20 protein-coding genes are annotated in these 18,986 nt (G+C 30.1%); 11 read left to right on the top strand and 9 right to left on the bottom strand.

Going from position 1 to position 18,986, the window contains the following annotated elements:
* Nucleotides 1-11 precede the first annotated feature (11 nt).
* The 4 genes from M9C80_00365 (at nucleotide 12) to M9C80_00350 (ending at nucleotide 3,562) form a co-directional block, all read left to right on the top strand.
* Nucleotides 12-209 (top strand): hypothetical protein, encoded by a 198-nt coding sequence (locus M9C80_00365; protein URQ69648.1) that lies wholly within the window; start codon nucleotides 12-14, stop codon nucleotides 207-209.
* 4 nt (nucleotides 210-213) lie between these two features.
* A complete protein-coding gene (locus tag M9C80_00360) occupies nucleotides 214-474 on the top strand; it encodes a cell division protein ZapA (GenBank protein ID URQ69647.1) in 261 nt (86 codons plus the stop codon).
* Between the two features lie 207 nt (nucleotides 475-681).
* Nucleotides 682-1,251 (top strand): 5-formyltetrahydrofolate cyclo-ligase, encoded by a 570-nt coding sequence (locus M9C80_00355; protein ID URQ69646.1) that lies wholly within the window; start codon nucleotides 682-684, stop codon nucleotides 1,249-1,251.
* Nucleotides 1,252-1,282: 31 nt separating this feature from the next.
* Nucleotides 1,283-3,562, top strand: coding sequence for a DUF5916 domain-containing protein (locus tag M9C80_00350; GenBank protein ID URQ69645.1), 2,280 nt, complete (start codon nucleotides 1,283-1,285; stop codon nucleotides 3,560-3,562).
* 2 nt (nucleotides 3,563-3,564) lie between these two features.
* Here the strand turns inward: M9C80_00350 and ilvA are convergent, their stop codons facing one another.
* Nucleotides 3,565-5,058 carry a threonine ammonia-lyase, biosynthetic gene (gene ilvA, locus M9C80_00345; GenBank protein ID URQ69644.1) on the bottom strand — a complete coding sequence of 498 codons (1,494 nt, stop codon included), beginning with the start codon at nucleotides 5,056-5,058 and terminating at the stop codon, nucleotides 3,565-3,567.
* Nucleotides 5,059-5,154: 96 nt separating this feature from the next.
* Between ilvA and rpiA the strand changes: the two genes are divergently transcribed.
* Nucleotides 5,155-5,793 carry a ribose-5-phosphate isomerase RpiA gene (gene rpiA / locus M9C80_00340; GenBank protein ID URQ69643.1) on the top strand — a complete coding sequence of 213 codons (639 nt, stop codon included), beginning with the start codon at nucleotides 5,155-5,157 and terminating at the stop codon, nucleotides 5,791-5,793.
* 1 nt (nucleotide 5,794) lies between these two features.
* Here the strand turns inward: rpiA and M9C80_00335 are convergent, their stop codons facing one another.
* The gene (locus tag M9C80_00335) at nucleotides 5,795-6,316 is read right to left on the bottom strand and encodes a glutathione peroxidase (protein URQ69642.1); all 522 of its coding nucleotides are present in this window, start codon (nucleotides 6,314-6,316) and stop codon (nucleotides 5,795-5,797) included.
* 334 nt (nucleotides 6,317-6,650) lie between these two features.
* Between M9C80_00335 and M9C80_00330 the strand changes: the two genes are divergently transcribed.
* Complete coding sequence (locus tag M9C80_00330) at nucleotides 6,651-8,804, top strand: 3-hydroxyacyl-CoA dehydrogenase NAD-binding domain-containing protein (protein URQ69641.1); 2,154 nt, start codon at nucleotides 6,651-6,653, stop codon at nucleotides 8,802-8,804.
* 25 nt (nucleotides 8,805-8,829) lie between these two features.
* Here the strand turns inward: M9C80_00330 and M9C80_00325 are convergent, their stop codons facing one another.
* Genes M9C80_00325 through miaB form a run of 6 tightly spaced genes read right to left on the bottom strand, consistent with a single transcriptional unit; the run spans nucleotide 8,830 to nucleotide 14,435 of the window.
* Entirely contained in the window at nucleotides 8,830-9,408 is a 579-nt protein-coding gene (locus M9C80_00325) for a L,D-transpeptidase (protein URQ69640.1), read from the bottom strand.
* Nucleotides 9,390-10,847 carry an apolipoprotein N-acyltransferase gene (gene lnt, locus M9C80_00320; protein ID URQ69639.1) on the bottom strand — a complete coding sequence of 486 codons (1,458 nt, stop codon included), beginning with the start codon at nucleotides 10,845-10,847 and terminating at the stop codon, nucleotides 9,390-9,392. Before lnt ends, M9C80_00325 begins: the two co-directional genes overlap by 19 nt.
* Nucleotides 10,847-11,701, bottom strand: a complete 855-nt coding sequence (locus M9C80_00315) for a CBS domain-containing protein (protein ID URQ69638.1) — start codon at nucleotides 11,699-11,701, stop codon at nucleotides 10,847-10,849. Before M9C80_00315 ends, lnt begins: the two co-directional genes overlap by 1 nt.
* The gene (ybeY, locus tag M9C80_00310) at nucleotides 11,702-12,151 is read right to left on the bottom strand and encodes an rRNA maturation RNase YbeY (GenBank protein ID URQ69637.1); all 450 of its coding nucleotides are present in this window, start codon (nucleotides 12,149-12,151) and stop codon (nucleotides 11,702-11,704) included.
* Nucleotides 12,148-13,110 carry a PhoH family protein gene (locus M9C80_00305; protein ID URQ69636.1) on the bottom strand — a complete coding sequence of 321 codons (963 nt, stop codon included), beginning with the start codon at nucleotides 13,108-13,110 and terminating at the stop codon, nucleotides 12,148-12,150. Before M9C80_00305 ends, ybeY begins: the two co-directional genes overlap by 4 nt.
* Entirely contained in the window at nucleotides 13,110-14,435 is a 1,326-nt protein-coding gene (gene miaB / locus M9C80_00300) for a tRNA (N6-isopentenyl adenosine(37)-C2)-methylthiotransferase MiaB (GenBank protein URQ69635.1), read from the bottom strand. The genes M9C80_00305 and miaB overlap by 1 nt, the downstream gene beginning before the upstream one ends.
* A gap of 50 nt (nucleotides 14,436-14,485) precedes the next feature.
* Between miaB and M9C80_00295 the strand changes: the two genes are divergently transcribed.
* Nucleotides 14,486-14,812, top strand: a complete 327-nt coding sequence (locus M9C80_00295) for a DUF1820 family protein (protein URQ69634.1) — start codon at nucleotides 14,486-14,488, stop codon at nucleotides 14,810-14,812.
* A gap of 3 nt (nucleotides 14,813-14,815) precedes the next feature.
* On the opposite strand, the gene orn is transcribed toward M9C80_00295, so the two are convergent.
* Nucleotides 14,816-15,367, bottom strand: a complete 552-nt coding sequence (gene orn, locus M9C80_00290; protein ID URQ69633.1) for an oligoribonuclease — start codon at nucleotides 15,365-15,367, stop codon at nucleotides 14,816-14,818.
* Between the two features lie 41 nt (nucleotides 15,368-15,408).
* On the opposite strand from orn, the gene rsgA reads away from it, so the two are divergent.
* From rsgA to ubiB, 4 genes are read left to right on the top strand one after another with little or no spacing between them, the layout of a single operon-like run.
* Nucleotides 15,409-16,275 (top strand): ribosome small subunit-dependent GTPase A, encoded by an 867-nt coding sequence (gene rsgA, locus M9C80_00285; protein ID URQ69632.1) that lies wholly within the window; start codon nucleotides 15,409-15,411, stop codon nucleotides 16,273-16,275.
* A complete protein-coding gene (ubiE, locus tag M9C80_00280) occupies nucleotides 16,268-17,008 on the top strand; it encodes a bifunctional demethylmenaquinone methyltransferase/2-methoxy-6-polyprenyl-1,4-benzoquinol methylase UbiE (GenBank protein URQ69631.1) in 741 nt (246 codons plus the stop codon). The genes rsgA and ubiE overlap by 8 nt, the downstream gene beginning before the upstream one ends.
* Nucleotides 16,998-17,504 (top strand): hypothetical protein, encoded by a 507-nt coding sequence (locus M9C80_00275; protein ID URQ69630.1) that lies wholly within the window; start codon nucleotides 16,998-17,000, stop codon nucleotides 17,502-17,504. Before ubiE ends, M9C80_00275 begins: the two co-directional genes overlap by 11 nt.
* A complete protein-coding gene (gene ubiB, locus M9C80_00270) occupies nucleotides 17,501-18,982 on the top strand; it encodes a 2-polyprenylphenol 6-hydroxylase (GenBank protein URQ69629.1) in 1,482 nt (493 codons plus the stop codon). The genes M9C80_00275 and ubiB overlap by 4 nt, the downstream gene beginning before the upstream one ends.
* The last annotated feature ends 4 nt before the right edge of the window (nucleotides 18,983-18,986 follow it).

The raw sequence follows: 18,986 nt of genomic DNA, 5'->3' as shown, positions 1-18,986 counted from the left end.
ACAATTAATAAATGACAAAAAAAAATGATTTCTCTAGTGATTCTCTAGAACAGAAAGTTGATCTACTAATCAAACGTTTTGAAGAACAAAAAGGGATTATTGATTCTTATATAGAAAGAGAAAGAGATTGGAAGAAATCAAAAGTGCTTCATAATAAAGAAATCAAAGATTTAAAAAAAACTATAAAAAAGCTAAGGTCTGTAAAGTAATTAAATGCCGAAATTAGAGACAGTTTCATTAAGAATATTTGGAAGAGATCTAACTCTGTCATGTCCTGCCAATGAGAAAGATAATCTCTTAGAAGCATCTAAACTCTTCAATGAAGAACTCGATTCAATTAATGATAAAAATAATGCATTAATAATTGCAGGTTTATCTTTAGCAAATAAATTACTCTCAGATAAAAATGTTTCTGATAAAGTCGATAATAAAGAAATTGAAAGTCTGATAAAAAAAATAGACTCTGTTTTATAACTAATTTATACTTTTTTATACATTCTGGTTCATTCGCTTATGTGTTAATAAATTTGAACCGATACAATTAAATAGGTGATATTCCCCTACCATTGTTGAGCAATACCTATTAAGGGAAGCCTGATTTGGTATGAAATTCACCACCTGACCTTTCGGTTCAGGTACGACACATGGCGGTGATTTGGTTTGTTAGCCTCGGCACAATATATGGTGAAAAATAAAATAAGAAAATCACTCTTTGAGCAGGGGCAATTTTTATCTAATGAATACATAAAAAAAGCTAGCCAAAGTATTCAAATGTCAGCAATAGAAAAGATTGATTTAAAGTCATCATTTAATACACTTTTATATTTTCCCTTTAGAAACGAAATCTGTATTGATATTATTCTGGATAAACTTGATAGATATTCATGCAGTGTCTACATGCCGAGAATTTTCACTAAATCAAAAATGAAATTTAATCTTTATAATAAAAATGAATCTCTTACAAAAAATGTTTATGGAATTGACGAGTTAAGAAATAAAAATTATTTGGATCCATCTTTATTTCATACAATGTTTGTGCCATTTGTTGGAGTTGACATCAATGGAAAAAGACTTGGATATGGTGGTGGTTATTTCGATAGAGCATTAAGCAATCTCAAAAAAAATAATAATAAGCCTACTATCATTGGTCTTGGATATGAATATCAGATTCTTAAACAAAATATTGGTGAAGATCATGATATTAAATATGATATTGTTATAACAGAAACAGATATACATTTTTTTAGCTGATATATACAATGCTTTTCATATATTCAATATAATGAAAAAATTCCCATATCTAGTTTTTCTTCTTGTGTTAACTATTCACAGTAAGGAGATAGTTGTAGATGGAGACCTGAATGAATCTGAGTGGAAAAATGCTGTAGTTATAAATGATTACTTTGAGGTTTCACCTTATACTCGAGAGCCAGCAAAAGAAAAAACAGCTGCCTTAATATTTTCTAACAAGGATGGAATATATATAGGCTTCAAAAACTATCAAGAAAATTCATCAATGCTTGCTCAAAAGTCTATGCGAGATGAAACACCTAATACAAGTGATCAAAATGGAGTTGCTATAGATTTTGATGGAGATAGATCGAAAGCATACATGTTTCAAGTTACTTTAGCTGATATTAAAGCAGATGGTATAAGAGCTTTAGGAAGTTTTCCAAAATATGATTGGGACGGTGACTGGGAAGTAAAAACAAAAAAATATAATGGTTATTGGGTATCTGAGTACTATATTCCTTGGAATGTGGTACTAATGAAAAATGTTGATACTGAAAAAAGAGAAATTAATATTACAACATTTAGATATATCGCAAGAGATCAAACTTGGCTTAATGATTCAAAAACGAATGGATTTCGATCAAATTTTTTATCAAATATGAAAACAATCAAAGTGGATAATTATACAAAAAGCAAGCTTAATTTTTTTCCATACATATCTAAAACATATAACTCAGTTACAGATTTTGATGAAGATAAAATCGGAACTGAGGTGTTTTATAATACAGGTACAGGGAAACAAGTTAACTTAACTATTAATCCTGATTTTGGGCAAGCTGAAAGTGATGAAGTGATAATTAATTTTTCTGCACAAGAAACTTTTTATTCAGAAAAAAGAGCCTTTTTTAATGAGAATCAATCCTTATTTAATCTCTCACATTATGATAGATATAGAATCATTAATACTAGAAGGATTGGTTCAGCATCATCATATGATTGCTCTTCCTCAATTAATGAAGAGGCGTGCAATAGATCTAGAAAAACATATACCGATATTGATTTTGCATTAAGATTTACGCAAAAAGTTAACAACAAAGATTTTGGAATTTTTGTTGCAAAAGAAGCAGACGAATCATTTACAAAAGGTCGTGACTATATTGCACTAAGATCGAAAACAAAAGTTGGAACAAAAACTTTTGGTCACTTCTTGACGCATGTTGAAGATAATTTTTTGAATGAAGGTTCAACAGTGGGAGTCTTTGATTATAGCAATGTTAAATCAAATAAACTTACACTTTATAACGACGTTCTTGCCTCTGAGAAAGATGGGCAAACAGGTGTAGGATTGCGATCGCAATTTGTCTATAAACCAACTATTTTAAGCAAGGCCACTGGAAGTTTACTCTTCTTTGAAGATAATTTTAAACTTAATGATTTTGGATATTTAAAAAGAGGTGACTGGTTTCATTTAGGAGTTGGTGGTGATAATACATTAAACAAATTTTCTCCAGAAAGTCCTTTGAATGAATTTGAATTTGGTATGGACATAAATTATGATGCTGATACTTCAGGTAATTCTAATCCAATAAGAATAAGCCAAAAAAATGAATTTACATTCAAAGATACTTCAAAATTTCAATTTTCATGGGATTTTAAAACGTCTGGAAAAAATACAACAATTACAAGAAAGAATGAGACCTACCCTTTCGTTAAAAAAACTGGAAGTGTGAGTTTTAATCTAGATTACGAAGCTCCGTATTTTAAAAAATGGACCTATGATTGGCGTATAGGATACGAAAACGGCGATAAATATAGTACCTGGGATTCTGAAGGCTATGAAAGAAAATTTGCAAAAATAGCAGGTTCATTTTTCCCAACTGAAAACATTTTAATAAAATCACAGTTCAGAATAAGAACTGAAGATGAATGGCTGAACTGGATACAAGGAAATGAACTTGCAGTATATAGCTTAAGTCAAAAAATTATTTCAATTGATATGAATTGGTTTAGAGGAAATAAACATGAAATAAGACTCAAAAGCCAATTTGTTGCTCTTGAGGCAAGAAATCCTAAAAGTCTAATTGTTGATTCCTTGGGATATCTATCAAGTGGTTCAAATGATGTTGCTTCTTTTTCTGATGGAATTACCTCATTTCAAGTTAGATATAAGTATGAAATAGCTCCTCTTTCTTATTTATACCTAGTTTACTCAAAAGGCGGGAATGTATATGAGGATAATAATGAAAGAGATACGAAACAAATATTTAAAGATCCATGGGAAGATGCTGCTAACGAAGTTCTTTCGGTAAAAATTAGATTAAAATTCTGAATCTATTTTAAGAAGTTTTTATAGGCCTTATTTGAAGTTTCTTCAATAAAAATTGTCCCAGATTTTCCTAGATGTTTGATCAATAAATTTTTATCTTTGCTTTGATCCTCTATACCAACTAAAATTTTTGCAAAAGCTGAGCCCAAATTTCTGTAGTGAAATAACGAAATATTCCACTTAGTACCAAACTTCTCTAAAAAAGCTAGAAGCGCACCTGGTTTTTCCGGAAATTCTCCTCTAAATATTCTTTCCTTGTTATGGACATCGCTTTCATTTGAATTTCTTCCACCAACCATATGTCTTAAATGATCATTAGCAATTTCATTGTCTGAAAGATCACTGAATTTAAAGTTTTTTCGGTTTAGCTTATTTTTTAATATTTCAAATGACTTATCAGTTTTTGTTCTAATGCCAACTAGAACAAAAGCATCTTTGTTATTAGACTTTCTGTAATTAAATTCAGTTATTTGTGAGTTTCCAAATATTTTACATAGGTTTAGGAAGCTTCCTGGAATTTCAGGTATTTTAATGCTTAATATTTTTTCTCTTTTTTCACCTAATTCGGATCTTTCAACAATGTAAGGGAGTCTTTGAAAATTTAAGTTTGCGCCAGAACTTATCGCAAGCAACTTTTTATTTTTAAGATTTTTAGAATATTTTTTAAGACCAGCAAGAGCAACAGCTCCAGCTGGTTCTGAAAGAACTCTTGTATCTTCAAATATATCTTTTACCGCAGAGCAAACCTCATCTACTGAGACTGTCATTACTTCATCAACGCATTCTTTGATGACATCAAGATTGTTTTTTCCAACTTGAGCGACCGCAACTCCATCTGCAAAAAGACCTACTTCTTTTAAAAGTGTTCTTTTATTAGCTTTAATAGCATCATACAAGCAGGCAGAATCTTCTACTTCAACACCAATAATCTTAACTTTTTTAACATGTTGCTTTATCCATGCAGAGATACCTGCAAGAATACCACCTCCTCCAACAGGAGCAAATATCACATCAAAGTCATTGTTGTCTTCAAGAATTTCTTTTCCAATTGTTCCCTGGCCAGCTATTGTGAACTTATCATCAAAAGGGTGTATAAAAGTCATTTTATTTTTTGTTGACATCTTAACGGCATGATTAATAGCTTCACTGACATTATCACCAGCCATAGTAACTTTGGCACCCATATTTTTTACTGCTTTAATCTTTATTTCTGGAGATGTTACTGGCATAACTATCAAACATTTTAATTTTAGTTTTTTACAAGCGTTTGCAACGCCTTGTGCATGGTTTCCAGCAGAAGCAGCAATAATGCCACATTTTTTAAGTTCGCTTGGGAGATTGAAAATTTTGTTATATGCGCCTCTATTTTTAAAAGAAAATATTGGCTGTAAGTCTTCTCGCTTTAAGAAAATTTTATTGCCATCTTTCATTGAAAGATTTGATGCAAAAGTTATAGGCGAATTAATTGCTACGTCATACACAGATGCATTTTCAATCATGTTAAGGTACTTTTTTGAATTTTTAAAAGAACCTGTTTTTTTAATTTTTAGTCTCAACTTAACTATCTCTATGTAATTTTCTTGTATTATAACTGCATGAATACTCCAAAGATAAATGTTGCAAAGCAAGCAGTCAAATTAATTGAAAAAAAAATAACGCCAGAAACCATTATTGGAATTGGTACTGGATCAACTGTTAATTTTTTTATAGACGAGCTTAAGAAATATAAAAATCTTTTTAAGGGTGCGGTTTCCTCTTCAAACGCTTCAACAAAACTGCTTAATGATTCTGGAATTCAAACATACAATCTTAATGAAGTATTAGAAATTGAGTTCTATATTGATGGGGCTGACGAAGTATCTAAAGACAATTATTTAATTAAAGGTGGAGGTGGTGCTCATACAAGAGAAAAAATTGTCGCCTCAGCTGCCAATTATTTTATATGTATCGTTGATTCATCAAAATTAGTGAATCAACTTGGGGCTTTCCCCTTGCCAATAGAAGTTATTCCTGAGAGCAGAAGCCTTGTATCAAGAAAGATAGTCTCTATGGGGGGCATTCCACTTTATAGAAGTGGATTCTTAACAGATCAAGGTAACGAAATTATTGATGTAAAAAATTTAGATATTTCTGATCCAATGAATCTTGAAATGGAATTAAATAATATACCTGGTGTTGTTGAAAATGGAATATTTGCTGTTAATAAACCTAGTGAAATATTGGTTGGAAAATAATCTAGAGAAGGTTCTCTATATCATTTAATAGTTCTTCAGAATCTGGTTTCACACCCGAATTATATGATTTAATAACTTTACCCTCTCTCGATATTAAATATTTATAAAAATTCCAACCTGGGCTTACGCCAGATTCTGCAAATAATTTTTTATAAAATGGATGTGCTTTTTTTCCTCGAACTTTTGTAGTTGAATACATAGGAAAATCAACTCCGTATTCGGTAGAACAAAATTCTGCAACATCTTTTTCAACAGAAAATTCTTGCATGAAGTCTCTGGATGGAATTCCTACAACTACTAAACCATTGTCTTTATATTTGTCATACAAATTTTGTAAGCCTTCATATTGATAAGTATAGCCACATCGACTTGCTACATTTACCACAAGCATTACTTTATCTTCGTATTTACAAAAATTTTCATATTGAGATGAATCCAATATTTTCATATCAGTGTTCAATAGACTAGAACATGCATACGAAAATGATGAAAAAAATACAAATAAAAAATATATATATTTCATGATACCTATTATATATTAAATGCTATATAGGGGTAATTGCAGAGATAGAAGTTACAAACAAACAAGTTAAAAATAATATTTCAAAAATGTCTCTATAATTATGTTTCATAATATGCCTAAAAAGGAGGGTTAAAAAACCCTCCACAATTTCAGATTTGTCAGCAAAATAATAGGGGGAGAGGAGTGCTGACAACATTATTATAATTATTTATATTTAATTATCAATAGAAATGATAAATTAATTGTAATTTTTATTAAAAAAGACGGATTTGCAGCAAAATTTTGATATTTTTTTAGGTATAATGCCCCTCTTAGCGATAAAAAGGAGAATAAATTGAAAGGCACAGTTTTATATGAAGTAAATGATGATGTAGCTATCTTAACCATTGATAATCCACCAGTAAATCCCTTAAGTGAGGGTGTCAGAAAAGGATTACATGATGGAATTATTAAAGCTGAGAATGATGATAATGTTGTAGGTATTGTTCTGACAGGACAAGGAAAGGCTTTTATTGCTGGTGCTGATATATCTGAATTTGGTGCACAAGATATTGGTACGGATCTCCATACAGTATTTTCTAAAATAGAATTTTGTTCAAAACCTGTTATTGCAGCAATTAATGGTGTTGCCCTTGGCGGAGGTTTAGAAACAGCACTGTGCTGTAATTATAGAATTGGCTCTCCAGCAGCCTTAGTAGGCCTTCCTGAAGTAAATTTGGGGCTTTTACCAGGTGGTGGTGGTACTCAAAGACTGCCTAGAGTTGTTGGACCAGAAGAAGCTTTAAAAATGATGTTAACGGGTAGGCATATTAATGCTAAAAAGGCATTATCAATGGGAATTTTGGATTCATTATCCGAAAATGTTGTCCAAGAATCTATAGATTTTGCAAAAAAAATAGCAAAAGATACAAATGAGCACCCTCTTGTTCGTCATTTAAACGATAAAATAATAGATTCTAGAGGCGATGATAACGTTTTAACAGAAGCAAGATCACTTGTTGCAAAAACTAGAAAGGGACAATTTGCCCCTGGACAAATAATAAAGTGTGTTGAATCCGCTATAAATTGTGATAATTTTGATGAGGGGCTTAAGAAAGAACAAGAGTATTTTATTGAATGTCTACTTCATCCTCAAAGAGAAGCAATGATAAATATCTTTTTTGGTGAAAGGTCTGCATCTAAAGTATCGGATATACCAAAAGATACCAAACTAATTGATATAAAAAAAGCAGGCATTATTGGATCGGGAACAATGGGTGGTGGTATTGCAATGTGTTTTGCAAATGCAGGCATACCTGTACACATAATCGATCAAGATGAAGATAATTTAAAAAGAGGTATTTCAGTAATAGAAAAAAATTATGATTTTATGGTTAAAAGAGGAAGATTAACAAGTGATCAAAAAGATGCTGTTTTTGGTTTAGTTGATTCAAGTTTAGACTATTCTGATCTAAAAGATTGCGACATTGTTATTGAAGCTGTTTATGAAAATCTAGACCTTAAAGAAAAAATATTTAAGTCTCTAGACGAGCAAGTTAAGCCTGGCGCAATACTTGCAAGTAATACATCAGGTTTAGATATTGATTCTATTGCATCAGTAACTAATAGACCTGAGCTAGTAGTAGGTACTCACTTTTTTAGTCCTGCAAACATTATGAGACTATTAGAAGTTGTTCGAGGTGATAAAACCTCTAATGAAACTTTAGCAACAGTAATGTCGATTGGGAAAATGTTAAAAAAATCTGCAGTAGTATCCTTAAACGCTCCAGGTTTCATTGGAAATAGAATGCTATTTAAATATACGGCGCAAGCAAATATGCTCTTATTAGAAGGTGCACTTCCTCATCAAATAGATCAAGCTTTAGAGAACTTTGGTTTAAATATGGGTCCATTTAGAATGATGGATTTAGTTGGTTTGGATTTAGGATGGAGAGCAAGAAAGCTTGGCGGTAAAGAATCACCACTTCATGCAAAAATTGGAGATGAGTTGTGTGAGAATGATAGATTTGGTCAAAAAAGTTCAAAGGGCTATTACAATTACAATGAGGGATCGCGAGCACCAAGCCCTGCTCCTGAAAATGAAGAAGTTTATAAAAGAATATCTGAAGAGAATGGTTTCGAAAGAAAAGATATAACTGATGAAGAAATCGTTGATAGATGTATTTTAGCCTTAATAAATGAAGGGGCAGATATTTTATCTGAAGGAGTCGCTCAAAGAGCATCAGATATAGATGTTGTATACATAAATGGCTATGGATTCCCAATATGGAGAGGCGGGCCAATGCATCACGCAAATGCAATGGGATTACAACAAGTGATAGAAAAACTTGATAAATATTACAAAGAAACTGGGTATGATACATACAAAGCTAGTGATTTATTGATAAAACTTGCTAAAGACGGTAAAAAACTAGGTGAAGCACCACAGATGGAAGATAGAAAGGAAAAATTAGACTTTGAGATGTCTTCAGTTGCTAATAATTTCTAATTAATAGACTTATTAAGTATTAACTTTATGCCCTAATAATGACTTTTGTCCCATTATATATACGATCATACAAATCAATCACATCAACATTAAACATTCTTATGCATCCATGAGATGCTTTGACGCCAATTAAGCCCTCCTCATGAGTACCATGAATATAGATGTATCTTTCATAAGAATCAATACCAGGGCCTTTATTAACTCCATTCTCTTCTCCTTCAAGCCACATAATCCTTGAAGTTACATAATCATTTTCTGTATTTTTTGGTTTATTCTCAATTGATGCAATATTTTTAGTATTTATTCTAGAAATAAATATTGTATTAATAGGGGCATTTTCTCCTATTTTTTCTTTAATAATATGATTGCCTAAGGGGGTTTTAAATGAATTTTCTTTACTGCCTTCACCATACTTAGACGTAGAAATTGGATAGCTCACCAGGGTTTGTTCACCACTTTTCAGATAGAGCCTTTGTTCTGATATGTCAACTAAGATTTTTATTTTTAATTCCGGCTTTTCAATTTGATCATTTGCATTAGTATAATCACGTGGTGATACGAGAATAAGCAGTAAAATCGTAGTTTTTAATAAAGATTTTTGCATATTCTCATTATAAATAAGATTAATATAAAAATAAATGAGACTACTCCTACAATCATATAACCAAACTTATTGTATATACTTTGATGATCAACCAAATTAACATTACCGTTAAGTAATCCTTTTTTACCTTTATCTAAAATATCGACAATAGTTCCTTTATTGTCAATTATTCCTGAAATGCCATTATTAGTTGCTCTAATAACCCATCTATTATTTTCAAGAGCTCTTATTCTTGTAATGCTTAAATGCTGATGTGGGCCAATAGAATCGCCAAACCATGTATCATTGCTGATATTAATCATAATTTTAGAACTTTTGTTTATTTTTCTAACAGTTTTTGCAAAAGCTATATCAAAACATATAGGTGTTGCAACTTCTATATTATCTAAAATGGAAAATTTTTCCTGATTAATGCCTCCATGACTCACATTTGACATGGGTAATTCAAAAAATTGAATTAAACCACGCAACTTCGGTAAAAAAGGAATATATTCACCAAATGGCACTAAATGCTGTTTTTTGTACAAATTTTTATTATCTAAGTTATAAATAGCATTATAGAGTTTATTTTTATCAAAAAGCCATACACCCATTATAAGTCCCTTAGACTTAGATAGTTTATCTAGAAAAAGATCAAATTTAACGCTATTTATCGCATATGGTAATTCAGCCTCGGGAAGTATAACTAGATCCGTATTTTTTGGTACCTTTGATAATAATTCAATTATATTATTTTCAATTAATCTAAAATAATTTTCTTCGTATTTAAGAAAAGGATCAGATGCTGGTTGAACAATAGATATCTGATAATCATAACTATCGTCTTCGTTAATTTTATTTTCAGGAAAGATTGTTAAAGCTGATAATAAAATTAGAACGATAAGAGTTTGCGTGTTTTTGTTATAAAAAACAAAAGATGATGAAAATAAATAAATTATTAATGAGCCAAAAAATACCCCAAGAATCGGATAACTATTTTGTATGTAAGTGTCTAAAAAAATGTTGCCAGGTATTAGCCATGGAACACCATTTAAAAAATAATATCTCGACCATTCGCTAATAAGGAATGCAATTGAAACAAATACAACATCGTATACTTTTCTTGAGTTATTTAACCATTTTAAAATCTTATTAATAATTAACAATGGTAAGGTAAATACTAATGTTAATAACAAAATTAATAAAATATAAATTATTAAAGAAGTTGCTATGGTTGTTTCTCCATAGTAGTAAATACTTACTATTAACCAAGACATTCCAAAACTCCAATGGCCTATACCCCAGCTTAAAATTTGAGAAAAATTTTTTTTTGTTGTGATTAGGCTGTTGATTAAATAGAAGTAGGAAACAAAAATTAAAGGTTTGATTGAAAAGGGCGCAAATGCAAAGATGCCTACTAAACCAAAGAAGAATGGGTATAGATAATTTTTAAAAAACATTACTCTTTTGAGACTAAAAATGTCTTGATTCTTCTTGCGTCTGTATCAGAGACTTTGATTTTTAAATTACTTAGCTTTATTTGATCGCCTTTTTTTGGCAGAACTCCAAATTTCGAAATAAATAGACCGCCTAATGTTTCTGCATCTATGCTTAGAGGATCAATTTCAATATTAAAATAGGTGATAAATTCTTCTAGTTCTACTTTTGAATCAACACTATATTTATTTTTGCTAATCTGAATAATTTCCTCTTCTTCTATATCGTGCTCATCTTCAATCTCTCCAACAAGTTCTTCTAATATATCTTCAATAGTCACAAGACCAGAGATTGATCCGTATTCATCAATCACAATTGCTAAATGGGATCTATCTTGTTTAAATTCTTCTAAAAGGGAGTCAGCTTTTTTTGTTTCAGGTACAACATTAGGATCGCGTAACATATTTACTATATCAAAGTCAGTCGACCCAGAAAAAAGTTTTGGTAGCAAGTCTTTTGCTAGCAGGATTCCATTTACCTCATCCCTTTCTTTTCCAAGAACAGGATATCTGGAATGACCTGATTCAATAATCTTTTTAATAATAACATCTGTATCTTCGTCGATTTCAACAGTTACCATATCTACTTTTGGTACCATTATTTCTTTAACAGTAATATCCTTTAATCTTATTGCTTTATTAGCTATAGATTCAGCTTCTTTATCGATTATATTTTGATCAACAGCATCTTTTAAAAAATCTGTAACTTCAGACAAAGACTGAGTCTTTATAAAGAAAGGATTTCTAAAATATTTTTTTAACTTATCTAATAGTCCCGAAGGAGGGTGACTATCATCTGTTTTCTGATGATCTTTCATTTATGTGTAAGGATTGGATATTCCAATACTTTTTAATACCAATGTTTCTTTTTCTTCCATAATTATAGCTTTATCATCCATTTCATGATCATATCCTAATATATGATATATGCCATGAACTAACATGTGAATCATATGACTTTCAAAAGATTTATTAATTTCTTTTGATTCACGTCTTACAAATTCAATATTAATTGCAATATCACCTAAATTATTTGTGTGAGTTTTTGAAATATCATCATTTGTAAATGACAAAACATCTGTGGGCTTTTTCTTATTTCTGTATTTGCTATTAAGAGCAGTAATCTCTTTGTCTCCTAATATCATAAGGTTTATAGATGACTCATGTATACCTTCTTCTGCACAGATAAATTCGTAAGCTTTAATTAGTTTTTTAGCTAATGAATTCTCAATGGAATAATTTTTTTCAAATGCAATTGATAGACTCACTTTCTAATTAAATTATCTTCAAATTTTTTATATGCATCTATTATTTTTCGAACTATTGGATGTCTAATCACATCTTTTGATGAAAACATTGTAAATCCTATGCCTTTTGTATTTTTTAAAACTTTAGCAACATGACTTAAACCTGATGATATATTTTTAGGTAAATCTATTTGTGTTAAATCTCCATTTACCACAAGATGAGATCCGTATCCTATTCTTGTAAGGACCATTTTCATTTGTTCTTCAGTAGTGTTTTGGCTTTCATCCATAATTATAAAGGCATCGTTTAGTGTTCTCCCTCTCATATATGCTAAAGGTGCAATTTCTATAATTCCTTTAAGCAAAAGTTTTTCTGTTTTATCAATACCAAGCATGGCATAGAGTGCATCATATAAAGGACGCAAATAAGGATCAACTTTTTGAGATAAATCTCCAGGAAGAAAACCGAGTTTTTCACCAGCCTCTACTGCAGGCCTAATTAAAATTATTCTCTTAACACTTTCATTAATAAGCGCATCAATTGCAGCCGCTACAGCAAGATATGTTTTACCTGTTCCAGCTGGACCAATTCCAAAATTTACTTCAAAATTTTTAATGTTTTTAATATAACTGCTCTGATTGCTCCCTCTAGGAATAATTCTTTTTTTTGGCGTTTCAATGATAAATGATTCATCTTTGATTGAATCTTCTGAATCATAAATATAAAGATACAAAGACTCTTTTGTTATTTCAACTCCTTGTCCGGCTGCCTCATAAAGTCTTTTAAGCGCATCGGCAGATAGTTGAACATCTTTTTCTTTGCCTTTAATTTTTAAATTATTACCGTTTTGAAATATTTTTACGTCAAAAGTTTTTTCAACAAATTTTAGATTTTGGTTTAATTCACCCACAAACCTAACCAATGCATCTGCATTTGAAGGTTTAAGTTCTATTTTTTTTAAAGATGAATCTTTTGGCATTAATTACTTAATGTGCCTCTAAGACTATTTGGTAATGCTTCATTAATTTGAATATTAACCATTTGGCCAATTAAATCAATATCACATGATGAAAAATTAACAATTCTGTTACAAATTGTTCTAGCCTGAAGTTGGCCAGGGTCCCTTTTTGATTGGCCATACACTAGACAAGTTTGAAGTGTGTCCACTTTTTTTCTGCTATACCCAAAAGAAAGTTGATTTAATCTATTTTGTAAAATATCTAATCTTTCTTTTTTTTCATCTTTTGTTACATCATCGTCCATATCAGAGGCAGTTGTGTTTGGGCGTGGGCTATATATAAAACTATATGATTCATCAAACTGGACTTCATTGATTAAATTCATTGTTAACTCGAAATCATTTGCTGTTTCTCCTGGAAATCCAACAATAAAATCAGATGAAAAGCTCATGTCAGATCTAACTTTCTTAATTTTATCAACTAAACTTAAATAGCTGTCTATCGTATATCTTCTTCTCATTAATTTTAATATTCTATCTGAGCCGCTTTGAACAGGTAAATGAACATGGCTTACTAATTCAGGAACTTTATCGTAAATATCTACGAGATCATCTTTAAATTCATATGGATGGCTAGTCGTATATCTTATTCTCTCAATATTTTCAATTTTTGAAGTTAGTTCAATAAGTTTCGCTAGTGATGATTTTTCATTTTTATATGTGCCCTTAAAATTATTTACATTTTGGCCTAAAAGATGGATTTCTCTTGTTCCGTTGTCTGCAAGCTTTGAAATTTCATTGAGAATATCCTCTACACTTCTTGAAACTTCATGACCTCTAGTTTTTGGAACAACACAGAATGAACAATACTTATTGCATCCCTCTATAATTGAAACAAATGCAGATGGTTCACCAATGCCTTTTATAGGTAGATAATTGAATTTTTCTAACTTAGGAAAAGATATATCAATCTGTTTTTCATCATTTTTAATTCTATTGTTGTATAGCTCAGGAAGTTTATGTAATGTTTGAGGGCCAAATACAATATCAACTGCAGGCGCTCTTTTAATAATTTCTTTGCCTTCTTGTGAGGCAACACAACCTCCAATAGCAATTTTAATATTTGGATTTTTTTCTTTTAATTTCCTCCATCTTCCAACTTGATGAAATACTTTTTCTTGAGCTTTCTCTCTAATCGAACAGGTATTTAGTATTAAAAGATCAGCTTTGTCTTCTGATTCAGCAATTTCAAATTTTTCATTTTCTTGCAAAAGATCAATCATTTTTGCTGAATCATACTCATTCATTTGGCAGCCATGAGTTTTTACAAATAATTTTTTTGACATAATTTACTTTTTATCTTTTGTTATAAAAAAATATACCCATATAATTAATTATGAAATCCAACAATATATATAAAATTATATTCATTCAACTTGGCGAAATCTATGAAGTATTTGCTAAACAGATTTACCAAAGTGATATGTATGGTTTCATAGAGGTTGAAGAGTATATATTTAATAAAGATAAACAGCTAGTTGTCGATCCATCTTCTGAAAAATTAAAGAATGAGTTTGTAAATGTTGAGAGAAGTTATATCCCCATCAATGCAATTATAAGAATAGATGAAGTTTCTGAATCTGGAGAAGCAAAAATTAAAAAAAATAGCAGTCAGGTAAGTCCTTTTCCTTTAAATATTCAACCTGCAAATAAAAAAGAGTAAAATTTAATCCTCAGGCAAAAACAATTTTTTGTAAAATTTTAATTCTTCAACGGATTCCTTTATATCTCCTAAAGCTCTATGAGATCCATTCTTTTCATAGGTTTGTGCTTCATTCATCCACCTAACGGCGACCTCTTTAAATGAAGACACATCAATATGCCTATAATTAAAATATGATTCTAGCCGAGGCATGTACTTTATTAAAAAGCGCCTGTCATGGGAAACAGTATTTCCACACATTGGAGATTGTTTTTCAGAAACATATTTAGATACAAATTCTAGTGTCTCTATTTCTGCTGCTTGCTCAGTAATTATACTTTTTTTGACCTCTTCGATTAGACCAGATGAACTGTGCTGGGATTTATTCCAATCATCCATGTTATCAATTAAGCTTCCGGGCTGGGAAATAACTAAATTAGGGCCTTCTGCAACAAGATTTAGATTAGAATCCGTAATTAATGTCGCTATTTCGATAATTCTTTCAGATTCTGGATCTAATCCTGTCATTTCAAGGTCAATCCAAATAAGATTTTGTTTTGATTGCATGGTTTTCATAGCTTTTTATATTACTCTGTTTAGTGTATTTTGTGCTTTATATGAAAAAAGTTCAAACAGGATTAGTTATTGAGTTCTATTCAAATAGTTGTTTGGTTAAGGTTGGTGATACAAATTTAAAATGTATTGCGATTAAAGGAGTGGTTGTTGGTGATATGGTTGAGATTGAAGTTATTCAAGACAGCAATGAAATTAAAGGAAAAATCATTAATTTGCTTCCTAGAATATCATCTATTAAAAAAAAAGATGGGTATAGATCAAAAATTTTTGCTGCTAACATTTCCAAAGTTGGGATTATAGTTTCACCAAAACCAATAACAAATGAGAAATTTATTGATAAATGGATAATTACAGCCAAACTTTCAAATATAGAACCATTTATAATAAATAACAAAATTGATCTTAATCAGGATAAAGAATATAGATCTAAAATTAACATATACAAAGAAATTAATATTAAAGTTATCGATATATCCTCTAAAGAAGAAATAAATTTAGCTAAATTAAAAGATTTTCTCAGGAACGAGAGCGTTTTATTTGTTGGTAAGTCTGGGGCTGGTAAGTCAACTCTCACCAAATCTATTACTGGTAAGGATATTAAGACTAATTTTCTTTCAAATGATAGGGGTGTTCATACAACTTCTTTATCTACTCTCTATGAAATTCCTGGTAATACTAAAATAATAGATAGTCCAGGAGTGAGAGATGTAACCATAGCAGGATGGGGAAGAGAAAAAATTATTATAGGATTTTCAGAAATATTTGAACACGCAAAAAATTGTAAATTTAAAAATTGCAGTCATACTTCAGAAGAAGGTTGTGGAGTACTTCAAGCTTTAAAAAATGGAGAAATTCATGAAACTAGATACAATAATTTCATAAAATTTAGGGACTTTCTTGATGAATAAAAAAACACATTTTGGTTTTAAAGATGTAGATATTAAGGATAAAGAAGAACATGTTGGAAATGTTTTTACTTCGGTAGCAACTAATTATGACTTGATGAATGATGCAATGTCGATGGGCATGCATAGATTGTGGAAAAAAGTGCTTGTTGAGCTTTGTGGCATTTCAAAAAATGATGTTATTTTGGATATTGCAAGTGGTACTGGAGATATTCCAAAAATCATAAATTCAAACTACAAAGATACTGAAATATTTATGACTGATATAAATATTGATATGCTCCTAGAGGGAAGAAATAGAGCTATAAATGAAAATTTTTCCTCTAATTGTCATTTTTGTCAGCTAAGTGGTGAATTAATACCATTCAAAAATAAAACATTTGATTTGATAACAGTTGGCTTTGGATTAAGAAATTTTACAGATAAAGAAAAAGGCCTTAAGGAAATGAGAAGATGCCTAAAGCAGAATGGTAAATTACTTATCTTAGAATTCTCAAAACCTAAAAACCATGTTTTCTCAAAAATTTATGATTGGTACTCCTTTAATATTTTGCCAAGACTTGGTTCAATCATTGCAAATGATTCAGATAGTTATAGATATTTAGCAGAATCGATAAGAATGCATCCTGATCAAGAAAAACTTAAAGAAATGATTTTATCTACAGGCTTTAAAAAGTGTCAATTTTATAATCTTCTAAACGGTATAGTTTCCATACATATTGCTTATGAAAAATAAATTAGAAAAATATTTAAACAGCTTCATTAAAGATATTGAGAACTCTGCTCCTAATGCTAAAGAAAAGTTGAAAGAAATATATCCAGTAAAATTTAAATTAAATTTGAATAATTATGGAAATATATATGTTAATTTGGAAAAAAATTCAAAAAAAATATCGCTAGACAAACTAAATCATATTGATTTCGAAATTAAAGCTAGTATTGAAGATTTAGTTTTAGCTATCTCTTCAAGAAAAATTAAAAAAGAGCTAATAAAAGGGGATATTGAATTAGCTTTTGTTTTAATAAACACCGTGTTGAAATCTGATATTGATTTAACATATCTAATTGATAAATATTTTGGGAGCTCAACAGCGTTAATTTTATATTTTGCTAAGAAAAAGATTTCTCAATCAAGACAAACTAAAATAAATACTAATAACAATAAAATTCATAAAAAAATAAGAGAGCTTTCTATAAAAGTTGACAGGATGGAGGCTTCAAAAAATTTATGAATGCTATTATTTTGATAGTTGAGTTATTAAGAATGATTCTATTAGGAATCAGATTTAACATATTCATAAAACCTAATGGAAAGAAAGCATCAAAATATTTAGAAGCATTAGGGCCAATTTTTATAAAATTTGGTCAGCTTCTTTCCACTAGAACCGATGTTCTTGATGTTGAAACAGCAAAAGAACTAGAAAGCTTAACTGATAACTGTAATCCTTTTGATGTTAATACACTAAAAAATATTGTTGAATCAGAGCTTGGTGATTCGATTAATAATATTTTTAAATCGTTTGATGAAAAGCCTCTCGCAGCAGCATCGCTTGCTCAAGTTCATTCAGCAATTCTTAAAAATGGTGATCATGTTGTAATAAAAGTTCTTAGGCCAAACATAAAGAAGAAAGTTAAAAAAAATCTTCGTCTTCTTAAATCAGCTGCAAAAATTTTTTCTTATATATATAAGGAAAGTTATAGGTTAAAACCAAATGAGGTTGTTCAAGATTATGAATCTACAATAATGAAAGAACTAGATTTGAAGCTTGAGGCATCTAATACAAATCTCACTAGAAAAAATTTTTTGAATTCAAATGAACTATACATACCAAAAGTTTATTGGGATTTCACAACTTCTAATATTATGGTTCTTGAGAAAATAGATGGAATTCCTTGTACCAATATCGAGGAAATTGAAAAGCATGGGATAAACAAAAAATTACTTGCTGAGAATGGAGTAATGATATTTCTCAATCAAGTGTTTAGAGATAATTTCTTTCATGCTGATATGCATCCTGGAAATATATTTGTTTCAAAAAAGAATACTGAAAATCCAGGATATATAGCAGTAGATTGCGCTATAACGGGTTCGCTGTCTAATGAAGAAAGATACATCCTCGCAAGAATGTTGCAATCTGTTCTTAAACAAAATTACAAAAATTTAGCAAATTTATTTATAAGTTCAGGATGGGTTAATGCTAAAACAAATAATATTGAACTTGAGAATACATTAAGAGCATGTTGCGAACCTATATTTGAAAAACCATTATCCGAGATCGAATTTGGTAAATTGCTTTTATATCTCTTTCAAAGTACAAGACAATATGGTTTGTCTCTTCAAACCTCACTAGTATTGTTACAAAAAACATTAATTCATATTGAAGGAATGGGTAGGCAGATATATCCTGATTTAGATTTTTGGGGAATCGCTGAACCTTATCTTGATAGTTGGTTAAATGAACAATTTAGTCCATTAAAATTAAAGGACTATATTTTAGAAAATAAAGAGGATATATTTCTTAAAGCGTCAGAGATTCCATCAATTATTTTTGAAACTTTAGATGAAATAAGAAGCTTTTCTAATAGCAAAAAAAAGGACGATGACAGGGTTAAAGAATTAGAAAGAAAATTATATAAACAAAATATAATTAATAAAGCGTTTGGTATTGGTATAATAGTAGTTATATCTATTATATTGATAGTTAGTTAGGAGA

Source organism: SAR86 cluster bacterium (assembly GCA_023703615.1).
Lineage (GTDB): Bacteria > Pseudomonadota > Gammaproteobacteria > Magnimaribacterales > D2472 > MED-G85.
Note: the sequence above shows the minus strand (reverse complement) of the source record. Positions and strands in the feature narration are given on the sequence as shown.